Origin of the sequence: Streptomyces albidochromogenes (genome assembly GCF_005981925.1) — a bacterium.
GTDB classification, from domain to species: domain Bacteria; phylum Actinomycetota; class Actinomycetes; order Streptomycetales; family Streptomycetaceae; genus Streptomyces; species Streptomyces albidochromogenes.
Genome location: NZ_VBVX01000776.1, coordinates 1 through 405 on the forward strand (window position 1 = coordinate 1; position 405 = coordinate 405).

General features: G+C 63.7%; 1 protein-coding gene. It reads left to right on the forward strand.

Annotated elements, in window-relative coordinates:
* A partial coding sequence (locus tag E2E34_RS35150; RefSeq protein ID WP_208765435.1) for a hypothetical protein occupies positions 1 to 217 on the forward strand: 217 nt, incomplete at its 5' end.
* Between the last annotated feature and the right edge of the window lie 188 nt (positions 218 to 405).

The window sequence follows — 405 nt, forward strand, 5'->3', positions numbered from 1 at the left end:
CTTCAAGGTTGGCGACCGGGTCACGTACACCAACGACTACGGTGTGAGCTTCCGAGACGAGCTGGTGACGGGCTTCTCTCCGGCGGTGGAAAGCTATGGTGGCTTCGTCTACCTGGACAAAGACAGCTGGTGGTTCCCCGTGCCTCCCGGAGCTCTTCAGCTCCAGCGGCGCCCCGATGGACAAGCCAGCGATTCAGTGGTGGCCGCGCAGCGCTAGCCCTTGACGCCGTGAGGGGCACCGCGCCCCTGGCACTTTGTAGTACCAGCAGCCCCGTTTTACGGAGGCCTGCTGGGCTTCCCCAAGCCTGTACGAACGTGCGGGCTTCGGAAAGCGATTTCATCCTCCTGCGTAATGCAGGCGGCTCGAAGCGGCAGCTGCCCGCGCCACCTGGCAAGCAGCTTCAT